22 protein-coding genes are annotated in these 22976 nt (G+C 69.7%); 9 read left to right on the top strand and 13 right to left on the bottom strand.

Features of this window, described 5'->3' with window-relative positions; all coding sequences use genetic code 11:
• Positions 1-111: 111 nt before the first annotated feature.
• The 5 genes from FOH10_RS22520 (at position 112) to FOH10_RS22500 (ending at position 4809) form a co-directional block, all read left to right on the top strand.
• The gene (locus tag FOH10_RS22520) at positions 112-1380 is read left to right on the top strand and encodes a glutamate-5-semialdehyde dehydrogenase (RefSeq protein WP_143982215.1); all 1269 of its coding nucleotides are present in this window, start codon (positions 112-114) and stop codon (positions 1378-1380) included.
• 70 nt (positions 1381-1450) lie between these two features.
• The gene (locus FOH10_RS22515; RefSeq protein ID WP_029927231.1) at positions 1451-2335 is read left to right on the top strand and encodes an AAA family ATPase; all 885 of its coding nucleotides are present in this window, start codon (positions 1451-1453) and stop codon (positions 2333-2335) included.
• Between the two features lie 4 nt (positions 2336-2339).
• Positions 2340-3854 (top strand): vWA domain-containing protein, encoded by a 1515-nt coding sequence (locus FOH10_RS22510; protein WP_143982214.1) that lies wholly within the window; start codon positions 2340-2342, stop codon positions 3852-3854.
• A gap of 65 nt (positions 3855-3919) precedes the next feature.
• Positions 3920-4303, top strand: coding sequence for an SseB family protein (locus FOH10_RS22505; RefSeq protein ID WP_143982213.1), 384 nt, complete (start codon positions 3920-3922; stop codon positions 4301-4303).
• A gap of 74 nt (positions 4304-4377) precedes the next feature.
• On the top strand, positions 4378-4809 hold the full coding sequence (locus tag FOH10_RS22500; RefSeq protein WP_143982212.1) for an acyl-CoA thioesterase: 432 nt from the start codon (positions 4378-4380) through the stop codon (positions 4807-4809).
• Positions 4810-4831: 22 nt separating this feature from the next.
• Here FOH10_RS22500 and holA read toward each other — a convergent pair whose 3' ends face one another.
• From holA to rpsT, 9 genes are all read right to left on the bottom strand, one after another.
• Positions 4832-5806, bottom strand: a complete 975-nt coding sequence (gene holA / locus FOH10_RS22495) for a DNA polymerase III subunit delta (protein WP_039811291.1) — start codon at positions 5804-5806, stop codon at positions 4832-4834.
• 104 nt (positions 5807-5910) lie between these two features.
• Entirely contained in the window at positions 5911-7401 is a 1491-nt protein-coding gene (locus FOH10_RS22490; protein ID WP_244961331.1) for a ComEC/Rec2 family competence protein, read from the bottom strand.
• A 440-nt stretch (positions 7402-7841) separates the two neighbouring features.
• Positions 7842-8960, bottom strand: coding sequence for a ComEA family DNA-binding protein (locus FOH10_RS36085; RefSeq protein WP_280525732.1), 1119 nt, complete (start codon positions 8958-8960; stop codon positions 7842-7844).
• A 96-nt stretch (positions 8961-9056) separates the two neighbouring features.
• The gene (locus tag FOH10_RS22480; RefSeq protein WP_143982210.1) at positions 9057-9899 is read right to left on the bottom strand and encodes a DegV family protein; all 843 of its coding nucleotides are present in this window, start codon (positions 9897-9899) and stop codon (positions 9057-9059) included.
• Positions 9896-10768: a diglucosylglycerate octanoyltransferase gene (octT, locus tag FOH10_RS22475; RefSeq protein WP_143982209.1), complete on the bottom strand. Its 873-nt coding sequence runs from the start codon at positions 10766-10768 to the stop codon at positions 9896-9898. Before octT ends, FOH10_RS22480 begins: the two co-directional genes overlap by 4 nt.
• Positions 10758-11384: a histidine phosphatase family protein gene (locus tag FOH10_RS22470; RefSeq protein ID WP_039811415.1), complete on the bottom strand. Its 627-nt coding sequence runs from the start codon at positions 11382-11384 to the stop codon at positions 10758-10760. Before FOH10_RS22470 ends, octT begins: the two co-directional genes overlap by 11 nt.
• Positions 11385-11413: 29 nt before the next feature.
• Complete coding sequence (gene rsfS / locus FOH10_RS22465) at positions 11414-11833, bottom strand: ribosome silencing factor (protein WP_143982208.1); 420 nt, start codon at positions 11831-11833, stop codon at positions 11414-11416.
• The gene (gene nadD, locus FOH10_RS22460) at positions 11830-12435 is read right to left on the bottom strand and encodes a nicotinate-nucleotide adenylyltransferase (protein ID WP_029927252.1); all 606 of its coding nucleotides are present in this window, start codon (positions 12433-12435) and stop codon (positions 11830-11832) included. The genes rsfS and nadD overlap by 4 nt, the downstream gene beginning before the upstream one ends.
• Positions 12436-12636: 201 nt before the next feature.
• On the bottom strand, positions 12637-12900 hold the full coding sequence (gene rpsT / locus FOH10_RS22455) for a 30S ribosomal protein S20 (RefSeq protein ID WP_029927256.1): 264 nt from the start codon (positions 12898-12900) through the stop codon (positions 12637-12639).
• Positions 12901-13132: 232 nt separating this feature from the next.
• On the opposite strand from rpsT, the gene FOH10_RS22450 reads away from it, so the two are divergent.
• From FOH10_RS22450 to FOH10_RS22435, 4 genes are all read left to right on the top strand, one after another.
• Positions 13133-14836 carry a circularly permuted type 2 ATP-grasp protein gene (locus FOH10_RS22450; protein ID WP_081592303.1) on the top strand — a complete coding sequence of 568 codons (1704 nt, stop codon included), beginning with the start codon at positions 13133-13135 and terminating at the stop codon, positions 14834-14836.
• A 13-nt stretch (positions 14837-14849) separates the two neighbouring features.
• Complete coding sequence (locus tag FOH10_RS22445) at positions 14850-15818, top strand: alpha-E domain-containing protein (RefSeq protein WP_143982207.1); 969 nt, start codon at positions 14850-14852, stop codon at positions 15816-15818.
• Positions 15819-15826: 8 nt separating this feature from the next.
• Positions 15827-16657, top strand: a complete 831-nt coding sequence (locus FOH10_RS22440) for a transglutaminase family protein (protein WP_039811282.1) — start codon at positions 15827-15829, stop codon at positions 16655-16657.
• An 80-nt stretch (positions 16658-16737) separates the two neighbouring features.
• Positions 16738-17517 carry an aquaporin gene (locus FOH10_RS22435; protein ID WP_143982206.1) on the top strand — a complete coding sequence of 260 codons (780 nt, stop codon included), beginning with the start codon at positions 16738-16740 and terminating at the stop codon, positions 17515-17517.
• A 16-nt stretch (positions 17518-17533) separates the two neighbouring features.
• On the opposite strand, the gene FOH10_RS22430 is transcribed toward FOH10_RS22435, so the two are convergent.
• From FOH10_RS22430 to FOH10_RS22415, 4 genes are read right to left on the bottom strand one after another with little or no spacing between them, the layout of a single operon-like run.
• Positions 17534-18814 carry a DUF7373 family lipoprotein gene (locus tag FOH10_RS22430; protein WP_143982205.1) on the bottom strand — a complete coding sequence of 427 codons (1281 nt, stop codon included), beginning with the start codon at positions 18812-18814 and terminating at the stop codon, positions 17534-17536.
• Between the two features lie 12 nt (positions 18815-18826).
• Positions 18827-20272, bottom strand: a complete 1446-nt coding sequence (locus FOH10_RS22425) for a serine/threonine-protein kinase (protein ID WP_143982204.1) — start codon at positions 20270-20272, stop codon at positions 18827-18829.
• 8 nt (positions 20273-20280) lie between these two features.
• Positions 20281-21519: a DUF7373 family lipoprotein gene (locus FOH10_RS22420; RefSeq protein WP_143982203.1), complete on the bottom strand. Its 1239-nt coding sequence runs from the start codon at positions 21517-21519 to the stop codon at positions 20281-20283.
• Entirely contained in the window at positions 21506-22951 is a 1446-nt protein-coding gene (locus tag FOH10_RS22415) for a serine/threonine-protein kinase (RefSeq protein WP_244961330.1), read from the bottom strand. The genes FOH10_RS22420 and FOH10_RS22415 overlap by 14 nt, the downstream gene beginning before the upstream one ends.
• Positions 22952-22976: the final 25 nt, after the last annotated feature.

Genomic DNA, 22976 nt, shown 5'->3' with positions numbered 1-22976 from the left:
GAGCACACCGTAACCGCAGCCACCGACGACTGCCGGGCGGCGGCCGCGGGTGACAGGCGCTCGGGGCGCAGCCGCGGAAACCGCTCGAACGCGTGCGCCTAGGCTGTACCCATGACAGCAGGAACTGCCGCCGACCTGGACAACGTCCGCGAGGTGGTGCACGAGGCGGCGCGCCGGGCCCGGGTCGCCTCGCGCACGCTCGCACAGCTCACCACCGCGCGCAAGAACGAGGCGCTGCACGCCGCCGCCGACGCGCTGCTCGCCGCGAAGGATCGGCTGCTCGCCGCCAATGCCGAGGATATCGAGATCGCCGCGGCGGGCGGCACCGCCGAGGCGCAACTGGACCGGCTGCGGCTGACCGCGGCCCGCATCGACGGCATCGCCTCCGGACTGCGGCAGGTCGCGGGCCTGCCGGATCCGATCGGCGACGTGGTGCGCGGGTCCACCTTGCCCAACGGCCTGGAGCTGCGGCAGGTGCGGGTGCCGCTCGGCGTGGTCGGCATGGTGTACGAGGCGCGGCCCAATGTCACGGTGGACGCCTTCGGGCTCACCCTCAAGTCGGGCAACGCCGCCCTGCTGCGCGGTTCCTCCTCCGCCGTGCGGTCCAATACCGCGCTGGTCGAGGTGTTGCGCGAAGCCCTTGCCGCACAGGGTCTCCCGTCGGATGCCGTGCAGCTGCTGCCCGCCGAGGACCGCTCCAGCGTCACGCACCTGATCCAGGCGCGCGGCCTGGTGGACGTGGTGATCCCCCGCGGCGGTGCCGGACTCATCAGCGCCGTGGTGCGCGACGCGCTGGTGCCGACCATCGAGACGGGCACCGGCAACTGCCACGTCTACGTGCACCGGGACGCGGATCTCGCGATGGCGGAATCGATTCTGCTCAATGCCAAGACCCGCCGCCCGAGCGTGTGCAATACCGCCGAAACGGTGCTCATCGACGCCACCATCGCCGATACGGCGGTGCCGCGGCTGATCGCCGCGCTGGAGGGTGCGGGCGTCACCATCCACGGTGACCTGCCCGGTCTGGTGCCCGCCACCGATACCGACTGGGCCGACGAATACCTCTCCCTGGATATCGCCCTGAAGGTGGTCGACGATCTCGACGCGGCCGTCGAGCACATCAACCACTGGGGTACCGGGCACACCGAGGCCATCGTGACCGGCGATCTGCGGGCCGCCCGCGAATTCGCCAACCGGGTGGACGCCGCCGCCGTCATGGTGAACGCCTCCACCGCCTTCACCGACGGTGAGCAGTTCGGCTTCGGCGCGGAGATCGGCATCTCCACCCAGAAGTTGCACGCTCGCGGCCCCATGGGCCTGCCGGAACTGACCTCCACCAAGTGGATCGTGTGGGGTGACGGGCAGATTCGGCCCGTGTAGTACAACTGGTGCGGATGGGTTTATACACCGTACGGTGTACCCATCCGCCCCTCCAGGAAGGACAGCACCCTTGGCTCCGACATCCACTCCCATCCAGGAGCCGATCTTCTCGTCGGTCGACGATGTGATCGAGCGTCTCGCCCGCACCGGCTACCTGGCCGACAAGGGCACCGCCACGTCGGTATTCCTCGCCGACCGGCTCGGCAAGCCGCTGCTCATCGAGGGACCGGCCGGTGTCGGCAAAACCGAGCTGTCCAAGGCCGTGGCCGAGGTCGCCGGGGCCGAACTGGTGCGGTTGCAGTGCTACGAGGGTGTCGACGAATCGCGGGCGCTGTACGAGTGGAACCACGCCAAGCAGATCCTGCGCATCCAGGCGTCCTCGGAGAACGATTGGGCCGAAACCAAAGCCGACGTCTTCACCGAGGAGTTCCTGCTCTCCCGGCCGCTGCTGACCGCCATCCGGCGCGCCGATCCGACGGTGCTGCTCATCGACGAGACCGACAAGGCCGATGTCGAGATCGAGGGTCTGCTGCTGGAGGTGCTGAGCGACTTCTCGGTCACCGTCCCGGAACTGGGCACCATCACCGCCTCGCGCCGCCCGTTCGTGGTGCTCACCTCCAACGCCACCCGCGAACTGTCCGAGGCGCTGAAACGGCGCTGCCTGTACCTGCACATCGACTTCCCCGACGAGGAATTGGAGCGACGCATCCTGGCCAGCCGGGTGCCCGAGCTGAAGCCCGCGGTGGCGGCGCAGCTGGTGCGGATCGTGCACGTGCTGCGCGGCATGCAGTTGAAGAAGCTGCCGTCGGTGGCCGAATCCATCGACTGGGCGCGCACCCTGCTCGCCCTCGGAGCCAAGGATCTGGACGAGAAGACGGTGCGCGCCACCCTCGGCGTGGTGCTCAAACACCAGGCCGACCACCTACGCGCGCTCAATGAGCTGAAGTTGGCGTGACGTCATGGTCGGCGGCGTACCCAACACTCCGCGGGCGCTGGTCTCTGCCGCCAAGCGCGCGGTGAGCGGCGGTTCGGCCCCCGGCGCGCGCGGGCCGGCCGAACTCGGGCCGACCGCGCCGCACGGTCTGTCCGGCCATCTGGTCGGCTTCGTGGAAGCCTTGCGCGCCAGGGGGATTCCGGTCGGACCGTCCGAGACCGTGGATGCCGGGCGGGTTGTCACCGTCCTGGATCTCATGGACCGCGAGGTGCTGCGCGAGGGGTTGGCGTGCGCGCTGCTGCGGCGCACCAGCCAGCGCACCACCTTCGACGGGCTGTTCGATCTGTGGTTCCCGGCAGCGCTGGGGGAGCGGGTCGGAGCCGAGGACATCGAGATCCCGCACCGGCCCGATGGTTCGGTGGACATCATCGCGCTGCGGAAGATGTTGGGCGAGTTGCTGGCTCAGGACCCGTCCGGGGAGCGGGCGCGGCAGTTGCAGCTGCTGGCCGCGCAGCTGGTCGAGGAGATGGGGCAGTACCAGTCCGCCTCCGGGCCGTCCTTCTCCGCCTATCAGGCCCTCAAGGATCTGCAGCCGGAACTGCTGGTGAGCAAGCTGCTGGCGGGACTGGCCGCGGGCATGGACACCGATGCCGCACCGTCGGAGTTCGACAACGAGGTCGCGCGCCGCGCGGCCCGCCAGCGGGTCAAGGCGTTTCGCGGCACCGTGGAGGCCGAGACCCGCCGCCGCGTCGCCGAACGGCTGGGCCGGGAGCGGGTCGCCACCTACGGCGTGCAGCGCCAGGCCGAGGACGCCGACTTCCTGCGTCTGTCCGAGAACGAACTGGCCGAACTGCGCCGCAGTTCGCAGCGGTTGGCGCGAGTGCTGGCCTCCCGCTTGGCTTCCCGCCGTCGTCGGGCGCGGCGCGGGGAGATCGACCTGCGCAAGACGCTGCGCAAATCCATGTCCACCGGCGGGGTGCCGGTCAACCTGGTCACCCGCAAACCGCGTCCCGGCCGCCCCGATCTCGTACTGCTGTGCGATATCTCGGGTTCGGTGGCCGGATTCTCCAGCTTCACCATGGTGCTGGTGAACGCGCTGCGCGAACAGTTCTCGCGGGTGCGGATTTTCGCCTTCGTCGACCGCGTGGACGAGGTCACCGGCCTGTTCGACCAGGTCACCCCGCTCGACCAGGTGACCAAGCGCATCTTCACCGAAACCCGGGTGGTCGGCATCGAGGGCCACTCCGACTACGGTTCGGCCCTGCGCGGTTTCGCCGACGACTTCCCCGACGCCGTCACCAGTCGCACCTCCCTGCTCATCCTCGGCGACGCCCGCACCAACTACCGCGATCCGGAACTGGCGGTGCTGAGCGGTCTCGCCGCCACCGCCAAACACTCCTACTGGCTCAACCCCGAGGCCGAGAAGATGTGGGGCACCGGCGATTCCGCCGCCCGCAAGTACGCCGAGATCGTCGAGATGCACGAATGCCGCAACGCCCGCCAGCTGACCGCCGTGGTCGGCCGCCTACTGCCGATCTGAGGAGACGCGATGGACGAATGGCTCGCCTACTGCCTCGCCAAACCCCGTGCCTGGCAGGACGAACCATGATCGACTTCGGCCCGACCACCCCCGCCTTCCGCGCGGAAGTGGCCGCCTTCTACGCCGGTTTCGGCAACCCGACCGCCCTCCGCCACACCTTCCACGACGCCGTCCTCCTCATCCCCCTCACTCCCGACCGCCGCATCACCACCTCGACCTACGGCGGCATCGACTGGATCTGCGCCTTCACCGACGCCGAAGAATACGCACGCTGGCTGGCAGCGCGAGACGCCCTGACCCCCGAACACCCGTACCCCTACCAAACCCTCACCGGCGCGCACCTCACCGACTTCGCCGCCACCCGCCCCAACCCGACCGGCATCGCGGTGGATATACAGGGCACATCACCCATGGCCTTCCCCCCGACCGTGCGCGAAACGGACGCCTGAGCGGTATCGGCACCATCGCCGTCGGCTTCATCGCGGGAGCGAGTCTGTCGGTGGTCTCTGCCAGTGTGTAGCAGGTGACGACTCTGTCTGATGAATTCCGTATTCGCATCGACGTCCGGATCTCCGATATCGACCCGCAGCTGCACGTCACCAGCGCGGCGTATCAGCAGTACGCGGATCACTCGCGCTTCGAATGTGTTCAGGCCGCTGGAGTTTCCGTGTCCGAACTGCTCCGTGACGGACTCGGCCCGGTGAATCTCGAAGCCGTGATCAAATTCCATCGGGAGCTGAGGGTCGGTGATTGTGTCGACGTGACCTGCGCCTGGGTCTGGGGCGGGGGCAAGACCTATCGCGTGGAAAACACCTTGCGCCGTCCGGACGGCGAGCTGGTCGCCACCCTCAGCTACGTGTGCGGTCTGCTGGATCTGGAACGGCGCACCCTGGTCGCCGATCCGGCCGCCGTCTGGGCGGCTCGGGCGAAGGATCCCACCATCCTGGGTCTGTAGGGGTGGGCCGAGGGCTATCTGGTCAGGCGTGGTCGCGGAGGTCGAGGATGCGGGCGAGGGCGTGTTCGAGGGCGTAGTTGGTGTCGGCGGCGCCGCCTTTGACGTCGGCGTTGAGGGTGGCGACCACCTGGAGGGCGTCGCCGATGGTGGCGGGGGTCCAGCCGCGGGCCTGGGCTTGGGCCTTTTTGACCTTCCAGGGGGGCATGCCGAGTTCGGGGGCGATTTTGAACGGGTCGGCGCGGAGGCCGGCGGAGCCGACCCGGGCGATGGTGTGGACCGAGTCCGCGAGGGCGTCGGCGAGCAGGACCGCGGGGACGCCGCGGTCGGTGGCCCAGCGCAGCGCCTCCATGGCGGCCGGGCGGTCACCGGAGACCGCGAGTTCGGCGACGTCGAAGCCGGAGACCTCCGCCTTGCCGGAGTAGTAGCGGCGCACCGCCGCGATGTCGATCTTGCCGCCGGTGTCGGCGGCCAGCTGTGAGCAGGCGGCGGACAGTTCGCGCAGATCCGATCCCACGGCCTCCAGCAGTGTCTGCACCACGTCCGCGGAGGCCCGCACCCCGGCGGCGCGGAATTCGTTGCGCACGAACTCGGCTCGTTCATTGGCCTTGGTGAGCTTGGCGCAGTTGTGCACCACCGCGCCCGCCTTCTGCAGCGCGGGCGCGAGCGCCTTGGCCCGCCCGCCGCCGGTGTGCAGCACCACCAGCACCACGCCGTCCGGCGGCGCGGCGGCGGCCGACTGGATCACCCCGACCGCGTCCTTACCCGCCTCGGCCGCGGACTCCAGAATGATCACCCGGTCCTCGGCGAACAGCGACGGACTCAGCATTTCCGCCAGTTCGGCCGTACTGGCGTCCCCCGCCCGCATCCGATCCACCGGCATGGCATCCGGATCCTCCGTCACCGCCCGCGCCTGCGCGGTGATCGCGCTGACGGCCCGCTCGATGAGCAGCTCTTCTTCACCGAGCACGAGATGCAGAGGCGCGGGGCGTTCGGTCACGCAGCCGATCCTACGAGGCCACACCGACAGGCCGCCGGGCGGTACGACGGTGGCGGCGTGCGGTGGACGCGGGCGAATTGGCCGCACCCGCCATCGGGTGTCGGCTATCGCGCCCGGGCGATACGCCGCCCCACGATATAGATGAGCACGCACAGCCCAGCGGCGACCAAACCCGATCCGGTGCCCGCTGGCACGGTGAACGAGGTGCCGAGAGCGGCCGCGTGCTCGGAAGCGGTGAGCAGCCACCAGAGCGGCGGCGCGGTGCCGTACAGCACCAGATGGGCCAGCGGGGCCCACAGCGATGCGAAGACCGCGCCCAGCGCGCCGAGGACGGTGATCGGGGCGACCACCGGGGCCACCAGTACATTGACCGCGATGGCCAGCGGGTTGAGGTGGCCGGTGAGGGCGATGATGACGGGGGTGGTGACGACGAAGGCGGCGGCGGATACCGCGAGAGCGTCGGCGGGGGCGCGCCAGCAGCGATGGGCCTGAAGCCATTCCGACCAGCCCGGGGCGAGCAGGACGAGGCCCGCCGTGGCGAGTACCGAGAGGGTGAAGCCCGCGTCGACGGCCAGTTCGGGGGACCACGCGAGCAGGCCGATGACGGCCGTGCACAGGGCGGGTAGCGCCTGTTTGCGTCGGCCGGTGCACAGGGCCAGCAGTGCGACCGCGCCCATGACGGCCGCGCGCAGCACACTCGGCGTCGGGCGGGCCAGGATCACGAACATGACGAGGGCGGCACCGGCCACGACGGCGGCCACCCGGGGATCGACGGTGAGTGCGCGCAGGGACAGCAGCACCGCGCCGAGCAGGATCGTGACGTTCGCTCCGCTGACGGCGGTCAGGTGGGTGAGATGGGTTTCGCGGAAATTCGTGCGGACGTGGTCGGGTAGACGCGAGGTGTCGCCGATGACCAGACCCGGTAGCAGGCCCGCCGCATCGGGTGACAGTGCGCGAGCGGCGGATTCGGCGAAATCCGCGCGCACCGCGCCCGCGATCCGCTGCCATCCGGGCGGCGGGCCGATGCCCGCCGGCGGTCCCTGCGCCCGCAGCACCGCCACCGTGAGATCCGACCGCCACGGCGGGTACACCTTGGCGCGGAACGTCACCCGCTGACCGGGCAGCAGGCGGGTCCAGGCGTCCCCGTGCGCCAGAACCAGCACCCGCCCACCCACGCGCACGGTGTCCGCGCCGTACCGGTATTCGGCGAGCCGCGCCCGCACCAGCCACTGCTTGCCGCGCACCGCCTTGGCGGACAACGCCTTCGGATCGTCCACCGGGATCACCGTCGCCCACACGTGCGCTCCCCGATCCAGGTCGCGCAGCGGATGCGCCGCCGCCCGGCCGTCGTGCCAGGCCGCGGCCGCCGCGAACCCCGCACCGATCAGCACGGTGGCCAGAGCGGCCGACAACCCCTGCCGACCACATCGCGCGCCACGCGCCACCCGAAGCCACAGCAGGACTGCCACCCCCAGCAGCACCGCCGCGAGCACCGCCCCGACCCGCCACCCCGCCACCACCCCGACAATGGTTGCCGCCCAACAACACAGCGCAGGACCAACCAGCCGCGCATCCACCACCTGCTCGGGTTCCACCGCCCACCGGTCCGATGCGGCCGCCCCCGCACCTCGACCCGCACCCCCACCCCTCCGAGCCGCTGCTTCCGGAACTTCCGCTGTTCCCGCTGCTCCCACAGTCCCCGCTGCCGCGGCAACCCCCGCAGCCGTGGCAGCCGGGGCCGGAGTCCTGGGTGTCGCAGCCGTCGCCGCCGGTGCCGAGGTCGTCGTTGCTTCAGCCGCTGGAGTCAGAATCGTTGTGGCCGTGTCCGCTTGCGTTGTACCCGCCGGAATCGTGGTAACCGGAGCCGCATCGGTTGCCGCCGTGGCCGCCGTTGCCGGAACCGTGGCCTCCGGTGTCACCACAGCCGCAGGCGTGGCTGTCGAAGCCTCGGCTGTCGGGGTCGTGGCCGCTCTGGACGCGGTTGACGGGGTTGTGTCTGCCCCCGGCGGTCCCGCCCCGTCGTCGGGCGGGCCGCTCATACCGTCACCAACCCGCGCAGCCGCTCGAGGCGGGACGGTCCGATGCCCTGGACGTCGGCGAGTTGGTCGACGGAGCCGAAACGGCCGTGTTCGGTGCGCCAGGCGATGATCGCCTTGGCGGTCACCGGTCCGATGCCGGGGAGGGCGTCGAGTTCGGCCTCGGTGGCGGTGTTGAGGTTCACGATGGTGGTCGTGGCGGTGGGGCGGGGTGCGCCGGAGGGAGTGCGGGGCGTGTCGGGGTGTTGCGCCTGCGCGCCGACGATGCTGCTGCCCGCTTGCGGGGCAGTGGGATTCGGTCCGGTGCGGCCGATGACGATCTGGTCGCCGTCGGACAGATACTGGGCGAGGTTCAGGCCGGACAGGTCCGCGTCCCGGCGGGGTGCGGCCGCGGCCAGGGCGTCGGCCACGCGCGCACCGGTCGGAAAGCGCAGCAGCCCACCGCGTTCGACGAGGCCGATGACGCTTACGACGACCACTCCACTGGCCGAGTGGCCGTTGCTGCCGGTCGGGTCGTCCGCGCCGGGCGGTGCGGCCAGTCCGGGATCGACGGGTCCGTGCGCGCCACTGCCCACCGGCCCGACACCCGCCGCTCCGGACCCGACCCCCATCGCTCCCGGTGCGGCACCGGCCGCATTCGGCCCGGCCCCCGCTGTGCCCCGCCCGGTATTCGAGGCATCCGGACCGGCCCCCGTCGAACCTGGCTCAGCCCCGAGCGCTCCGGGCCCGCCGTTCGAGGCGTCCGGTCCAGCACTCTGAGCCCCGCTCGCAGCGCCCGTCACACCGTGCGGCGCGCCCGGTACCCCACTCGCCACCACCTCGGTCCGCACCGCCGCGACCGGCGGCACCGCCCGCGTCACCGGCCCGTCGCGCAGCGCCATCGCCCCCGCGATCAATACCGCGAGCAACCCCACCCCGGCCAGCGCCAGCACCCCGCGCTGTCCCGGGTCCCACCGCGTCCCGCGCAGGCGTTCGGGCAGCAGCCGCTCGTGCCAGACCCCCGCGCGCCCGTCGGATTCCAGTTCGTTCTCGTCCCAGCGCCCGGAGCGGGGTGGTTCGGGTCCGCTCAGCGTGTCGAGTCGTCTGCGGACCTGCGTACTCTCATCGATGTGCGACATGCGGCCACGGTATGGCCGCCGCATCTCGGTCCAACCGATCCGACCTGGGCTTTCGAAAAGTCTGTGGATAGCTCAGGGGCTGTGGAGAACCGCGGTTCAGCCGCACCCGCCGGGGACGACCAGGGCACCCACGGCCCCCATGCCGAGATGTACCCCGAGCGTGGGCCCGAATTCGGTCACGATCATTTCCCGAATGCCGGGAATGAGTTCGCGCAGTTGCTCGACCACCGTGGTGGCGGCCTCCTCGGCTCCCAGATGCTGCACGGCCACCGCGGCTCCGTCCTCGCCCGCCGCGTCCACCGCCGCCGCCACCAGTTTGGTGATCGCCTTGGAGCGGGTCCGCGCCTTCTCCCGCAGTTCGATCCGACCGTCGACGATCTGCAGGATCGGCTTGGTCACCAGTTCGGTCCCGAAAAATGCCGCCGCACTGGACAATCGGCCGCCGCGGCGCAGTTGTTCGGTGCGATTGACCACGATGAACGCCCGTCCCCGCACCGAGGCCGCCACCGCCGCGTCGTACACCACGTCCAGCGATCCACCGTCGCGGGCCCGCCGCGCCGCGGCCAGCACCGTCAGCCCGGTGCCCAGTCCGGCGCTGAGCGAATCCACCAACCGCACCCGGTTCGCGGCATTCATATCCCGGATCGCCTGCCGCCCGGCCTCGCAGGTCCCCGACAGCTGCCGCGAAAGATGCACGGCCACAACGCCGTCGCCCGCACTGAGTTCCAGCGCCCGCTCGTACGCCTCGCGCAGTTCCCCCGGCGACGCCGCCGAGGTGGTCACCGCCGACGAACCGTAGTCGATATCGAATTCGTCCACCCCGTCCCGGAACTGGCGCTCATCCACCAGCACGTGCAGCGGGACGGTCAGCACGCCGAGGTCGGCGACGAGGTCGGCGGGCAGACTGGCCGACGAGTCGGTCACAACCACCACGGTCATGCAGTGCGAACCTCGCTGGACCGCAGCTCCGACAGCACCTTCACCATGGCCCGCGCCACGGCGTCGTGCCCCGCCCAACCCCAGTGGATGCCATCGGGATTGGCGTCGCCGGAGAAGATGTTGTCGCGCACCGCCTCCCCGAGGTCGACCAGCGGCACATCGTTTTTCGCGGCCCAGGCCCGGGTGGCGCGCACCTGCGGATCGCGCCCGCGGTGCACCCGTCCGTACGCCTCGCAATCGTGCACCGACGGCAGCGTTCCCACCACCGGTAGATCGGGCCGCAACTGCGCCAACGCGTTTCGCGCCTGCTCCAGGTAGTCCACGCTCACCGACGGCGGCAGCGCCACCGGGTAGCCGAGGTGCGACAGCTTGGGCTGCAACCAGTTGTATCCGGTGCGCACCTGCCGTCGCAGGAACGGCGGCCGGATGTAGCGGATCAGCTCGCGTGCCGCGGTCGGCAGCGGGGAGGGCAGCGAATCCATGCCGCCGGTGGCGAACACCACCGCGGCGGCCCGTGGCACGGCGGCCCACACCCGCGGATCGCCGATCAGCGCCCAGTAGGCGTCGCGGCAGGTCCAGCCGATGCGCGCCACCAGCTCCACATCCCAATCCAGTTCGGCTCCAACCAGATTGGGCCAGATCCGGGGATGGTCGGCGGGCAGTCCGCCCTGCGGGCCGAAGTAGGCCAGCGAGTCGGCGATGACGAGCAGCACCGGCCGCTCGCCGCCGGTATCGGGCTCCGGCGCGGGCGCGGGTGCGCCGAGCAGCGCGTCCGGCAGATGCCGGACCTGCTTCACCTCCGACGCCCGCCGCAGCAGTTCGTCGGATACCTGCCGTTCGCCGGAAACACCGTCCAACTCAGAGGACATCAGGAGCTACCTTCGCCGCCGCGTTCCACACATCGAGTCGCCACCCGGGCTGCTCGAGGCTCGGACCGTGGCTGCTCAGCTGCACCCAACTGGTATTGGCGAGCCCGCCGAGGGCAGGCCAGTTCTGGGGCGGCAGGTCGAGTACAGCCGCGGTCAGCGCCGCGATGAGCCCGCCGTGCGCGACCAGGATGATGGTACGACCCGGCCAATCCGCCCGCTCGGTGAACAGCTCGTGCACCACGGGCAGGGCGCGGCGGCCGACCTCGAGTTTGGATTCGCCGCCGGGCGGGGTCCAGGTGGCGTCCATGCGCCAGGCGACGCGCGCACCCGGAGCCATGGCGTCGACCTCGATATGGGTCAGGCCCTCCCATTCGCCGAGGCTGGTCTCGCGCAGCCGCGGGTCGGTGGTCACCGGCAGGCCGATGCTGTCGCCGACCGCGAGGGCGGTGTCGTGGGCGCGTTTGAGGTCCGAGGAGACGATGCGAATGGCACCGCAGTCGGATAGGTCGCGGGCGATGTCCTTGGCCTGGCGGCGGCCGAGCTCACTGAGTTCGGTGTCGATCTGGCCCTGCATGCGATCGGAGGCGTTCCATTCGGTCTGCCCGTGCCGCAACATGATCAACCGGCGTACCCCGGCAAGTTTGCTCACTCGTCGTCCCCGGCCTCGTTCTCATCGGCCGAGCGCTCGGATCGGGCCGCGCCGTCGCCGATACCCGCCACCGGCACCTGCGGGCAGTCCTTCCACAGCCGGTCGAGGCCGTAGAAGTCGCGTTCGTCATTGTGCTGGATGTGGATCACCACATCGGAGTAGTCGAGCAGCGCCCAACGCCCCTCGCGGGTGCCTTCGCGACGCACCGGCTTGCGCCCGGCCTCCCGCAGCTTCTCCTCGACATTGTCGACGATCGCGTTGACCTGCCGCTCGTTCGGCGCGGACGCGATCACGAAGCAGTCGGTGATCACCAGCTGCTCGGAAACATCCAGCACCAACACATCGGACGCCAGCTTCTCGTCCGCCGCCCGCGCGGCGACCTGCGCCATCTCCAGTGCCTCGACCGATGCGCTCACCCTGCAACCTTCCCGTTCTCCGGCACGTACAGATGCCGTTTGGATATGTACTGCACAACCCCGTCCGGCACCAGGTACCACACCGGACGCCCCTCTCCAGCCCGCTTCCGGCACTCACTCGACGAGATCGCCAGGGCCGGGATCTCGATCATGGTGACCGCGTCGGCGGGGTAGTCGCGAAGGTGTTCGGCCAGATGATCGACATTCAATTCGTACCCCGGCCGGCTCACGCCCACGAATCGCGCCAACTCGAACAACTCCGCCCAATCCTGCCACGTCAGGATGTTCGCCAGCGCGTCAGCACCGGTGATGAAGTAGATATCCGCGTCCGGATGTTGTTCCCGCAGGTCGCGCAGGGTATCCACGGTATACGTCATCTTGCCGCGATCGATATCGGCCCGACTCACGGAGAACCGCGGATTGGACGCCGTGGCGATCACCGTCATCAGATACCGGTCCTCGGCCGGACTGACCTTCTTGCCCGCCTTCTGCCACGGCTGCCCGGTCGGCACGAAGACGACCTCGTCCAGCTCGAACCGATGCGCGACCTCACTCGCGGCAACCAGATGCCCATGGTGGATGGGGTCGAAGGTGCCGCCCATCACCCCCAACTTGCGGCGACCCGTCGTATGCACGAATGCCGAGCTTACCGATGGGCGTTTCGAGACCGGCACACCGGCGGCGAATCCGCGTCGACGGCCTGCGGCGGTGCGGGCACGACAAAAGCCGCCGTGGTCGTCGTGGCCACGGCGGCTATGCGTAAGCTTCCGGCGGTACGCCGGGGTGTATCAGCCGGGGGTGAATCAGCCGAGCTTGTTGAACGCCAGCGACAGCGCCGACTTCTTGTTGGCGGCCTGGTTGGCGTGGATGACGCCCTTCGAGGCGGCCTTGTCGAGGCTCTTGCTGGCCGAGCGCAGCAGGGTCAGGGCCTGGTCCTTGTCGCCCTGCGCGGCGGCCTCGCGGAACTTGCGGATCGAAGTGCGCAGCGCGGACTTGACCGACTGGTTGCGCTGCCGCGCCAACTCGTTGGTGCGGATCCGCTTCATCTGGGACTTGATGTTGGCCACGCCTGTTTCCTCGTGTTCCTTCGCTTGGTGGTTTACGCGGGATGCAAAGTCTGCGGGGCGCGCACTACTTCCTGTAGCGCAGCACCGACGGTCGAGGTTACCAGGCGGCGTACCGCCGGACGAAATCGGCCCGGTCGCCGATCACGGTTCGAAACCGACCGGATCGCGGAAGATGCAAGAAATTTACCTGTGTCCACCTGCGTGTTGCTCCCGCGTGATGGACTATTTTTGCATGACTCCCGCCGCTGCCGCGCGTTCGGCCGCGGCCGCTCCACCGATCGGCCGCGCCGAAGTCGGCGACGCCGTGGGAGTGTTCGAGGGCTACCGGCCGGGCAAATACGACCGTGCCTACGACGAGATGTTCGACGGCGACCGCGCTCGCGCCGCCTACCGGGGGATCTTCGCGGCACTCTCGGAGATCGACGTGGCCGATCTGGCCGGGCGGGCCGAGGCGCTGGCCCGCGCCTTCGTCGACCAGGGCATCACCTTCTCGCTGTCCGGACAGGAGCGGCCGTTCCCGCTCGACCTGGTGCCGAGGGTGATAGCCGCCACCGAATGGACCAAACTCGAGCGCGGCATCAAACAGCGGGTACGGGCGCTGGAGGCATTCCTCGCCGACGTCTACGGCGAACAGATGGTTTTGCGCGACCGAGTGGTGCCCAAACGCCTCGTCACCTCCTGTCGGCACTTCCACCGCGAGGCGGCCGGGCTGGTGCCGCCCAACGGTGTCCGCATCCACGTCGCCGGCATCGATCTGGTCCGCGACGAACGCGGTGACTTCCGGGTGCTCGAGGACAATCTGCGTTCCCCGTCCGGGGTCTCGTACGTGATGGAGAACCGCCGCACCATGGCGCGAGTCTTCCCCGACCTGTTCGCCTCGCACCGGGTGCGCGCGGTCGGCGACTATCCGACGCATCTGCTGCGCGCCCTGCGCGCCGCCGCCGCGCCGAACGAGGCCGACCCGACCGTGGTCGTGCTCACCCCCGGCGTCTACAACTCCGCCTATTTCGAACATTCGCTGCTGGCTCGGCAGATGGGCGTGGAACTGGTCGAGGGCCGCGACCTGTTCTGCCGCGACAATGTGGTCTACATGCGCACCACGGCGGGGGAGCGGCAGGTGGACGTCGTCTACCGCCGCATCGACGACCCCTTCCTCGACCCCATGCAGTTCCGGCCCGACTCCATGCTCGGGGTGGCGGGCATTCTCAATGCCGCCCGCGCCGGAACCGTGGTGCTGGCCAATGCGGTCGGCAACGGCGTCGGCGACGACAAACTCATCTACACCTACGTGCCCGACCTCATCGAGTACTACCTGGGCGAGCGGCCGGTGCTGCCGAATGTGGACTCCTACCGCTGCTGGGAGGAATCCGAATGCGACGAGGTGCTCGACCGCATCGCGGAACTGGTGGTGAAACCGGTCGAGGGTTCCGGCGGCTACGGCATCGTCATCGGGCCCGACGCCACCGCCAAGGAGCTGGAGGGCGCGCGCCGCAAGATCCGCGCCGATCCGCGCGGCTGGATCGCGCAGCCGGTGGTGCAGCTGTCCACGGTCCCCGCCAAGATCGGCGACCAGTTGCTGCCGCGGCACGTGGACCTGCGCCCCTTCGCGGTCAACGACGGTGACGACATCTGGGTGCTGCCGGGCGGATTGACGCGGGTGGCGCTGCCGGACGGCTCCCTGGTGGTGAACTCCAGCCAGGGCGGCGGCAGCAAGGACACCTGGGTGCTGGCCCCGCGCACCTCCGGGGAACAACGCGAGCTCGCGGGCACCGAGCTGGTGGGTGAGCTGGCCATCGACCGCGAGCGCGACCAGTCCCCCGAGACCGCGCCGGTGCGCAATCAGCAACAGCAGCAACAACAGCAGGCACAGCGGATGCGCCCGTCCCCAGCGCCGCGGGCGGCGCACCGAAACGAAGGGCGACTACCGAATACGTGAGGTGATTCGGAACATGTTGGCGCGCAATGCCGAATCCCTGTACTGGATCGGCCGCTACGTCGAGCGCGCGGATTACACCGCGCGCATTCTCGACGTCACGGTCCACCAACTGCTCGAGGACGCGACCGTGGACCCGGACCGCACCTCGCGAGTTCTCCTGCGGGTCTTGGGGATCGAGTTGCCCGAGAACGAACTCGACGTGTGGTCGGTGACCGAGTTGGTCGCGTTCGACCGCGACAACGACGGGTCGATCGTCGACTCGATCGCACGGGCTCGCGCGAATGCCCGTGGGGCGCGGGAGGTCACCTCCACCGAGATGTGGGAGTGCCTCAACGCCACCTACAACGGCCTGGCGACGGCCGAACGCGCCGCCCGGTCGCTGGGGCCGCACGAGTTCTGCCGCTACATCACCGACCGCGCCGCCATGTTCGGCGGGCTGTCGGATTCCACCCTCAGCCGCGACGACGGCTACCGGTTCCTGCTGCTCGGCCGTTCCATCGAGCGCGTGGATATGACGGTGCGGCTGTTGCTCTCCCGCGCCGGTGACCGCACCTCCTCTCCGGCCTGGGTGACGGTGCTGCGTTCGGTCGGCGCGCACGACCCGTATCTGCGCACCCACCGCGGCGTCATCGACGCCACCCTCATCGCCGAATTCATCCTGCTGGACCGGCTCTTCCCGCGCTCGGTCTTCCATTCGCTGCGGGTGGCCGAAACCTGTCTGAAGGAACTGGATCAGCGCCCGGGCAGTCGTTTCGCCGCGCGCTACGAGGCACACCGGCTGCTCGGCCGGGCGCGCAGCGAACTGGAATTCCTGCCCTCGGGCGTGCTGCTGGAGGATCTGCACCACCGGCTGCTGTGGTTGCAGCAGTCCTGCCGGGACGTGGGGGAGGCGGTGGCGCTGCAGTACTTCCACGCCGAATCGTGGGTGGCGTGGACGGGGCTGCACGGGCATCGCGACCGGGTGATCGAGGAGGCGCTGTGAGTTGGCGGATGCGGGTGGTGCACACCACCGGATACGTGTACGACGCCCCGGTCATGCGGTCGTTCAACGAGGCGCGGCTGACCCCGCGCGCCGACAGCCGGCAGAACGTCATCCTCAATCGCGTGGAGACGGTGCCCTCCACCCGCTCCTACCGCTATGTCGACTACTGGGGCACCACCGTCACGGCCTTCGATCTGCATGCCCCGCATACGGAATTGGAGGTCACCGGTTCCTCGGTGGTGGAGACCGAACCGTTCGCGAGCCCGGAGGAGGAACTGCCCTGGGAGCGGTTGCGGTCCGAACCCGTCGTCGACCGCTACGACGAACTGCTCACCGCCACCGGCTATGTGCCGCGCGACCGGCGGCTCGGCACGGTGGCGCGGCAGCTCACCCGCGGCGTCGCGCCCGCCAAAGCCGTTGTGCGCGCGGCTGAATGGGTGCACCGCGAAATGTCCTACCTGGCCGGGACCACCTCCGTGCACACCAGTGCGGTGGAGGCGTTCGCCGAACGTCGCGGCGTCTGCCAGGACTACGCGCATCTGACCCTGCTGCTGTTGCGCGGCATGGGCATTCCCAGCCGCTACGTGTCGGGCTATCTGCATCCCGATCCGGCCGGTGCGGTGGGGCGGACGGTCGCCGGGCAGATGCACGCCTGGGTGGAGGCGTGGACCGGGCAGTGGTGGGGCTACGACCCGACCAACAACATTCCGGTCACCGAGCAACACGTCGCGATCGGGGTGGGCCGTGATTACGCCGATGTGCCGCCGCTCAAAGGTATCTTCTCCGGTAGTGGTTCGACCGATCTCGAGGTCGTGGTGGAGATCACCCGCCTCGCCTGATGCCTGATGTACGTGATGCCTGATGTAGCGGAACACAGGAGTTCTCCGCGACCGGCGGGGACGATCCGGGAAGGTGGCTGATGTCTCCCACAGCGCAGGAAGTCGTCGAGGATCTCACGGAATTCGAGGAAGTGTCGCTCGGGCGCAAGCTGTTCGCCGAGGCGTTCGGCACCTTCGTCCTGGTTTTGGGCGGTGTCGGCACCGCGGTCTTCGCGGGCAGCCGGGTCGGCGCGCTCGGGGTGGCGCTGGCGTTCGGATTCACCCTGCTGTTCCTGGTCTACGCCATCGGACCCATCTCCGGGTGCCATGTGAATCCGGCGGTCACCGTCGGGCAGTTCCTGCTCGGCCGGGTCACCGCCCTGGTCGCGAGCGCGTACATGCTGGTGCAGGTCATCGGCGGTCTCATCGCCGGTGCGGTCATCTACGCCATCGCCCAGAACCTACCCTCCTACGATCGCGCCGAGGACGGTCTCGGGGCGAACGGCTGGGGCGCGCACAGCCCCTCGGCCACGGAGCTGGCGGGCATCACCCTCAACGGCTACGGCTTGGCGGCCGCCATCACCGTCGAGGTCATCCTGACCGCCCTGCTGGTCTTCGTCGTGCTGGCCTCCACCGACCAGATCTCCGATGTCCCGCTGGCGGGCCTGTCGATCGGCATCACCCTCGCGGTCATCCACCTCATCTCGATCCCCATCGACAACACCTCGGTCAACCCGGCCCGCAGCCTCGCGGTGGCCTTCTACCAGGACGGCGCGGCCGCCCAGGTCTGGGTGTTCATCGTCTTCCCGCTGGTCGGTGGCGTACTCGGCGCACTGGTCTACGGCCTGATCTTCGGCCGCTCCCGCAATCCGCTGAGCTGAGACCGCCCGTACCGTCCTAGGTGATCGAGCGGGCGTTCACCAGCAGCGCGTACTGCGCGGCGGCGCGCTGCTTGACCGTTGGTTCGTCGGCTGCCGAGACGATGGCCCAGTAGCGCCCGTCCAGAACGAAGCAGTAGTAGCGGCTCTCGCGCTGGGCGTCGGTCACGGCGGGATTGCGAAAGCACGCGCTGTCGGGCACCCCGCTCGGCGGCGTCACCGCCTCGTGCTGGCTGGTGTTCGTCAGGCGCACGTTCATTGCGCGCGCCCGTGCCGGATCGGACAGCCGAAGCAGCCACCGGCTGCCGATGAACGCGGCCCGCTCGACCCCGGCGCCCGGATTGTCGCGGCCTTCGGGACTGCGTCCGAGCAGGTGGCTCACCCCGCGCGGCCCGTAGACGACGCCACTGCCCCAGCCCTCGTCCGGCCAGGACGAGTCGTCCTGCGCGGTGCCGTTCGCGTCGGCGAGAGGATACGGCCAACGGTCTTCGTCCGGGTGCAGCATGCGACGCAGCATGGCGTCGTCGTCGAACGGCATGGTGGACAGTTTGTCCGGCGGGGTCGGTTCGAAGGCGTCCAGCAGGGGCAGTTCAGCGGTGAGCGCATTCGCGGTGAGCGTGGTCAGCGCCGCCTCGTCGCGCGTCCGATCCGCCGCCAAGACCACGATGACAAAGGACCGGTACGCGAGTGTGGTGAACAGGATCGGGGATCGATCCCGCCAATGCGCGTACGCCCCGGGGTGTCCCGGCACGTGGACGCGCACGGCATCGGGGGTGCGCGCGATATCGGCCTCGTCTATTCGCCCCGCGACCATCCGCGCGATGTCGTCGTCGCGGAAGCTCAGCACCGTGAACCGCATGGCCTTTGCTTCGCCCACCCGTGGTTCCTGGCCGGTGACATCACTGCCGGTCACGGTGTATCCGGCGATCATTCCGAAGTTCGCGATCGGCTCGATGGCTACCTCGGGGGCCAGCACCGAGACGCGCCCGGGCGTCGGCAACAGCGTGGACGTGCCGTAGATCAGCGCCGGATCGATATCAGGCGGGTTGATCACGGCCTCCGACAGACGGGCGGATTCGAGCACGCGCCCGTGGGTGTCGTTGTCATTGGACGGCACCCTGACCGGATGGGTGCGCAGTTCGCCCACATCGAGCGTGCTCAGATCCGGCGTGGCGATCCGTTCGGTGCCGGTGACGGTCTCCGCGCAGCCGCCGAGCAGCCCGGATAGCAGCACGGCCGCCGTGACCGCCATCCGCGCGCACAGCCGCGTGCGCCCACCGGGCTCACTGACCTCGTTCATCCACCGTCCTCGCTAGATCGGGGCCGTCGGCCACCATCGGTCGTACAGCTCGCGTCCCGAGCCCGCCCCGGTTGTCCACAGCTTGCAGAATTCGCGGTCGTCGTCGTCGAACCAGATGTCGAGACGACCGCGTTCGACTCCGTCGGTGGTGAGGTCCGACCAGATGAGGTGCCCGGATCCGGACGCCCGCGACCAGGATTCGCGGCCGATCACCCGGGCCGGCGGATCCTCGATGGGCATGGGCGAGCGGTCGCGCCGGCAGCTCACCCACAGGGCGGACACGCGCCCGATGCAGACGATCCGCGGCTGCTCCAGCACGACGTCGGCGGCTACCGCCTCGTTGGCGTTGTCGGCGGCGGTACAGCGCAAGTCGTCGTGGCCGCGATCGGATGGGGTTGCGGGCAGTAGACCGGGGAAGGCGTCGACGATGAACCCGGCCGTACCCCATGGGGAGACGGCGGAGGTGATTGGGGGCGTGGCCACGGGTTTCTCATGGGAACCACCGACGCGCTGGGCGACCACGACCGCGCCGGATATCACGATCAGCGCGGCGGCACCGACGGCGGCGATCGCGAACGCGCGCCGGTTGCGTCGGCGGGTTAGGGGTGACGCCACGAGTTCGCCGCGCAACGCGGCCGCCGCGGCGGCCGCCAGTTCGCCGCAACTGCCGTAGCGCTCCTGAGGATTCGTCGCCATCGCCCGTGCGATGACGATGTCCAGGCCGCTCGGCAGATCAGGGACGATATCGGTCGGTCGTGGACGGGGCGCGGTGAGATGCGCGTTCATCACCGCCGCCGCCGTCTCTCGCGGAAACGGCACCGAGCCGGTGAGCAACTGGTACAGCGTGCAGCCCAGGGCGTAGACATCGGTGCGCGGGTCGAGGTCACCGCCGTTGATTTGTTCCGGCGCGGCGAAAGCCAGTGTGGCCAGTAGTCTGCCTGCGGCCGTGCGAGCATCCGTTTCCGTTGTCGCCCTGGCGATTCCGAAATCGGTGACCAATACCCGCTCCGCCCCGGGTGCTCCGCGCTCGACCAGGATGTTGGCGGGCTTCACGTCCCGGTGCAACAGTCCGGCACGATGCGCGTGATCGAGGCCGCGTGCGGCGCCGGTCACGATGGCGACCGCCCGCTCCGCGGGCAGGCCGCCGCGATGACGGCGTACCAATTCCGCGGCATCCGAGCCGTCGACGTATTGCATGGCGATCCAGAGCATGTCGCCCTCGCCGCCACAATCGTAGATGGCCACGATATTGGGATGGTCGAGGCGACCCGCCAGATCGGCCTCGCGCAGGAAGCGGGCACGGAATTCCGGATCCGCGCCCCGCGACAGCACTTTCACCGCGTCGTGGCGCGGGAGCCGGGGATGCCGGGCCAGATGGACGCTGCCGGTTCCGCCGGTACCGAGGCGTCGCTCGATGCGATACCCGGCCACCACCGCCCCCGGAGTCACTGCGCGCATCGGGGCTCCTACCGGTTCCGAACCAATAGCGCGTACTGGGCGGCGGCCATCTGATGCACGGACTTCTCGTCCATGGCGCGCACCATCGCGAGATAGCGGCCGTCCCGAACGACGCAGTAGTAGGTGGGTACGATGCCCTCCGCTCGCAAACAGGCCGTGTCGGGAATGCGAGGCGGCGCCATCGGGGTCTGGCGGGCGGAGGGCTCGGACTCCCGCGCGGCGGCTCGGCGCGCGGCGGCAGCATCCCGGAAGCGGATCAGCCAGCGTCGATCCACCACCGCCAGACTCTCGATCTCGGTGCGTTGGACGCCGTAGGTCCGTGGATCCACCGACATCCAGTGGTTGGCTCCGGTACCGGCGTAGACCACGCCACTGGACTCGCGATACGCGCCCGCCCCCGCCTCTCGATCGCCGTGCATCCGAGTGGTGTAGGGATAGGGCCACTCGCCGGGTTCGGTGGGCACCATGCGCCGCAGCATCCCGTCGGTGTCGAGCGCGAGGTCGGACAGCGCGGCCGCCGGAGTGGGCTGGAACCGGTCCAGCACCGGCAGTTCCGCCTTCAGCGTGGCGGTGGCCAGGCCGGTCAGCGCGGCCAGGTCCGGGGTCGGGTGGGTGACGAACAGCGCGACGAGGAAGCTGGCGTGCGGTACGACGATGCCGAGCGTGGGTACCGTCGGTCGCCAGTGTCCTTGGGCAGCCGGGTATTCCGGCAGTGTGACCGCGGTGTTCTCGGGGTTGACGGCGAAGTCGGCCGCTTCGATCGCGGTCGCCGCGGCGCGGGCAGCCGACTCGTCCGGCATCCGCAGGACCGTCACCCGCACCGATCGACTCGCATCGCGGCAGTGCTCGCCTTGGCAGTCGGGGCGCCCCATCACCGTGTAACCGGCCAGCATGCCGTGCTCGACCAGGATCGGGCGGGCGACGTCGGCGAGAAAGCCGATGGTGTCCTTCGGCTTCGGCAGCAGGCTCGGCTGATAGGGATACAGGTCGGCATCGATGTCGCGAGGATCGACGACGGCTTCGGCCATGCGTGCCGATTCGATGATGCGGCCGTATCGGTCGTTGTCGTTGCCGGGCTCGGTCAGGGATTCGCCGCGCAGATCGCCGAAATCCAGTGTGGCCAGATCGATGTCGGCGGTGGTCGGCGTTCCCTCGACGGTACGCGCGCCCCACAGCAGTCCGGCCGCCAGCACGGCGACCGCGCACAGCGCCGCCACACCGGCGAGGCGATGGTCAGAGCGGAGCATTCGCCCACCAGCCATCGCGCAGTTGCCGCCCCGACGCGCCCGCGGCGAAGAGCGTTATCGCGCAGAAGGTTCGATCGGAGTCGTCGAAGCTGATGCGCAGCTGTCCCTGGGATGCTTCGCCGGGTGCCGGAACCGCGTCGCCCCACTCGATGCGGCCGGTGCCGGAGGGGCGCGTCCAGGCTTCTTCGCCGGCTTTGGTGGCCCTGTCCCAGGGGCGTTCGGGCCAGGGCAGGCGGTTGGCCAGGCAGCTCACCCACACTGTGTCGAGGGGATCACCATCGCCGGTGCACATCAGGTTGACCTGGGGTGTTCGTACGTCCAAGGGTATTTGCCGGAAGTCCGTACTCAGCACGTCGCACCACAGTCCTCGATAACCGCTGCCGACGGGGGAGCGCGGCAGTAGGTCGGGAAAGGCGGCGACCACGAATCCCGCTGTGCCCCAGGGGTTGGAGCCGTCGACCGGAGGTGCCCCGGAAGCCGTGGTCACGGAGTCTGTCTGGTCTCGTCCCGCGCCGTCGGTGCCCAGCACGAAGGCGGTGGTGCCGATCAGGAGTGCCAGCACGGCCGCGACGACCGCGGCGACGGTGCGCCCGGCGGGCCGACGTGCGCGGGTGACGCTCAGCACGGGCTCGCCGCGCAGTACCGCATTGGCAGCGGCGGCCAGATCGCCGCAGCTCTGGTATCGCTGCGCCGGATCCTTCGCCATGGCCCGGGCGATCACGCGATCCAACCGGTGCGGCACGGTCGAATTCACGGTGCTGGGGCGCGGCGGGGGTTCCGTCAGATGCGCGTGCATGACCGCGGCAGCGGTGCCTCGTGGGAACGGCTTGGTGCCGGTGAGCAGTTCGCACAGTGTCGCGCCCAGCGCATAGACATCGACACGGTGGTCGAGGGGTTCGCCGCGCAACTGTTCCGGCGCCGCGTAGGCCACGGTCGCCAGCACATCACCGGCGGCGGTGAGGATGGTGTTCTCGTCCAGCGCCCGCGCGATGCCGAAGTCGGTGACCAGCACGCGGTCCGGGCCTTCGGTGGACGGGGAGACGAGGATATTGGCGGGCTTCACATCGCGGTGTAGCAGACCCGCGTCGTGGGCCGCGTCGAGACCGCGCGCCGCCTCGGTGACGATGTGGACCGCGCGCTGCGGTGGCATACCGCCCGGGAATCCGCGCAGCAGGCGGGCGGCGTCCGTGCCGTCGACGTACTGCATGGCGATCCACAACGACTCCCCGAAGACTCCGCGGTCGAGGATCGCCACGACATTGGGATGTGCCAGGCGCGAGGCCAGTTCCGCCTCCCGCAGGAAGCGGGCCCGGAACTCGTCGTCGGAGCCGGTGTTGTCGGAGAGGATCTTGAGCGCGGTCAGGCGCGTCAGGCGGGGATGTCGGGCCAGGTAGACCGATCCCATTCCCCCCGCGCCCAGCTTGCGTTCCACGCGATAGCCCGCAAACACCTCTCCC

The sequence above is a fragment of the Nocardia otitidiscaviarum genome, assembly GCF_007362295.1.
GTDB classification, from domain to species: domain Bacteria; phylum Actinomycetota; class Actinomycetes; order Mycobacteriales; family Mycobacteriaceae; genus Nocardia; species Nocardia otitidiscaviarum.
The sequence above is the reverse complement of the archived record's forward strand: the minus strand, read 5'-3'. Positions and strand labels throughout refer to the sequence as shown.